Source organism: Betaproteobacteria bacterium (assembly GCA_009377585.1).
In the GTDB taxonomy this organism is placed as follows: Bacteria; Pseudomonadota; Gammaproteobacteria; order Burkholderiales; family WYBJ01; genus WYBJ01.
In genome coordinates this window covers 1-2,742 of record WHTS01000212.1, presented here as the reverse complement: position 1 = coordinate 2,742, position 2,742 = coordinate 1, and the positions used below count along the sequence as shown (strand labels likewise).

At 62.1% G+C, this 2,742-nt stretch carries 2 protein-coding genes and 1 pseudogene; 2 read left to right on the top strand and 1 reads right to left on the bottom strand.

Going from position 1 to position 2,742, the window contains the following annotated elements; genetic code table 11:
• Positions 1 to 22 precede the first annotated feature (22 nt).
• The gene (locus GEV05_30335) at positions 23 to 262 is read right to left on the bottom strand and encodes a type II toxin-antitoxin system prevent-host-death family antitoxin (GenBank protein ID MPZ47580.1); all 240 of its coding nucleotides are present in this window, start codon (positions 260 to 262) and stop codon (positions 23 to 25) included.
• 157 nt (positions 263 to 419) lie between these two features.
• Between GEV05_30335 and GEV05_30330 the strand changes: the two genes are divergently transcribed.
• Both GEV05_30330 and GEV05_30325 read left to right on the top strand, forming a co-directional pair.
• A complete protein-coding gene (locus tag GEV05_30330; GenBank protein ID MPZ47579.1) occupies positions 420 to 1,058 on the top strand; it encodes a nuclease in 639 nt (212 codons plus the stop codon).
• Positions 1,059 to 2,001: 943 nt separating this feature from the next.
• A pseudogene (locus tag GEV05_30325) lies at positions 2,002 to 2,199 on the top strand (hypothetical protein).
• Positions 2,200 to 2,742 lie beyond the last annotated feature (543 nt).

Sequence of the window (2,742 nt, the reverse complement as noted above, 5' to 3'; positions counted from 1 at the left end):
GAAGCATCGAGGATGAAGGCCACTACCGGCGCCCTTCCTCGATCAAGGCTCGAATGTCCACCGGCCCCTTGATCTTGACGCGCCTGCGGAAGGTCTCGGCTTCATCGAGGACGGCTGAACGGTCCCAATCGACCGCCTTGGCAGGCACCAGTTTCGCAACTACGCGGCCACGCTTGGTGATTACGGTGGGTTCCCCCTTCTGCGCCCGTTCGACGATCTCCGAGAAGCGCGCCTTGGCGTCGTATACGCTCATGGTTCCCACGATAGTCTCCTGACTAGTCAGATCAGTCTAAGGCATATGGGATGGGGAGGCAATTTCCCCGGCGGGCTATCTATTCCATAGGTCTGCCGGTCGATTGACCGCTAGAGCCGACTTTGCTCAGATGCCCGAGTACGCCACGAGAGTGACCGAACTCACTATGGCATCGCCAATAGAAATCGTCATGGACGATCGCGAGCGAACGGCTCCGGTCATCGAGCATTTGCGATCGAATGCGGATGTCGTCATCACCGTCAGGCGGCTGGGGCTCGGTGACTACCTGGTGGATCGGCGATTGCTGTTCGAGCGCAAGTCGCAAGCCGACCTGCCCACATCGATCGTCGACGGGCGCTTGCTGTCTCAGTCGATTCGGCTGGCGGCGTCGCGGTTCCGCGCGATACTCTTGCTCGAGGGTCCGTCGGCGGACAAGGCGGGGAACGGCGTAAGTCGCGAGGCGATTCAGGGAGCGCTGATCGCGGTGAGCGTGATCATGGGTATCCCCGTATTGAGATCGGACGGACCGGATGAAACCGCACGTCTGATCCTGTTCGCCGCTCGGCAGGTTCGCTCCGCGGCCTTCGGTGGTGTGCCCCGCCACGGCTGGAGGCCGAAAGGCAAGCGCGCCGCCCAGCTGCGCATGCTTCAGGGCCTGCCACACGTTGGACCTACCCGCGCCGAAGGCTTGCTGGAGGCGTTCGGCAGCGTCCAGGCCGTGCTGAACGCCGGGCCGCACGAACTGTCAGCAGTGCGCGGCATCGGCGCGGCCACGGCGACGAAGATCCGCTGGGCCGTGAGTTAGCCGGAAGTGCAGGGCGTGCGAAAGAACAAAGAGAACGGCATTTGAACTGGATGACCGACAATGCGCTTGGCTCCGAAGGATCGCGCGACTAAGATACCTATCGATTCGGAGACATTCGGTGAAAGTCGGTAGAGGGGCTCCCCCAATTCGTGAGAAGGTGCGCCTCGCCCACGACGATGGCGTGTTCGAGCTCGCCGGATCGGAGCCTACGTGGATCTGGGTGCACACCTGCCCCGACCCGGAGTGCACGTGCCGATCCGCACTGGTGCTGACGACCAACGAGGGGCGTAATGTGCTGCTCGAACGCGGCGCCGTAGTCCGCGAGGCATGGAACACCGGAACCGGCTATGCCGAGCTGGGCGCGAAGCTCGACGACCTCACTGTCTTCCACATCGATATCGATACGGTCGAGGTCTTCGCGCCGAACGGAGACGAACCGCTGAACCTCTCGGATCACCCACGCGTCGGCGCCGTAGGCGAGCGCATCGACGGCGATCTGCTCGATTCGATCGGGCGCCTCTGGTACCGCGGCAAGGGATGGCCGGTTCCGGAGCAGCAGGCGCTCCTCGCGAGTGAAATCAAGATCCGCGGCTGGCAGCGCGGCGAGATGCTGGCATGGGATGACGTGTGCACCGGGGTGCGGCAAGATTGCTACGTGATCGACAACCGGGTGTACGAGGCGGCCGACATGTACTGCCCCGTACCCGGCTGCGAGTGCGGAGAGGTGGTGATCAGCTTCGAGTGTCGGAAGCCGCGCGGAGCGCCCTCGCCTGGGCGGGTCATCGTTCAACGCACCGGATCGATCGAAATCGTGCCGAATAAGAACCATCAGGACCGTCTGGATCAACTTTGGCTAGCGTTCCAGAAGCGGCACCCGGGCTACCTTGCCCGCTTCGCTAGCCGCTATCCCACGATGAAGAGCATCGGCGCACGGATTGCGCCGCAGCCCATGGCGGCAGCGCCTAAACCCAGCAGAAACGATCCCTGCCCCTGCGGATCGGGCACGAAGTACAAGAAATGCTGCGGCTCTCCGTCTTCTGTGCAACGAGAGGCTAGTGTCCTGAGTCAGAAGTTCGTCACCCCCGCGAACGCGGGGGTCCAGGCGGAGTCTCGTTCTGGATTCCCGCTTGCGCGGGAATGACGAAGTACAACGAATTTACGATTCACCACACTAGAGTCCTTAGCGGATGAGCCCGAGATGAGTTTGTCAACCGACGTTGCAATGATCGTGGATTCATTTTCGACGGTCGATGCCGAGCGTCGAAAACACTCTGGAACTTCGTTTTCGGCGCCGTCCTCCCTGGGCTGCTGCGCAGCTGGCATGTGTCGAACAGGATGCGACCATGGTGCTCTCCAGGATGAAGGGACTTCCCGCAGCGTCATGATCGATATCGGGCCGCCTCCAGCGTCGGACGAAATGGTAACTTCGGCCTCAAAGCCACCAGCCACCACCGAGCCGTGAATGTCGCGTGCTCAAATGCGCATCGGCCGACTGTCGACGATCCAGGCTGCCCTGGGTCTGCCAGTCCCGACTCTCGCGCAAGTCCTTAATGTATCTCCGGCGCAGCTCTGCACGTGGCTTAATGCGCGCAGTGACATCGTGCTGCAGGAAGACAACCTGCGACGGCTCGTACTCGTGGCGAACCTCGCTGGAGATTGGCGCACACGCACGAATGCACCATTA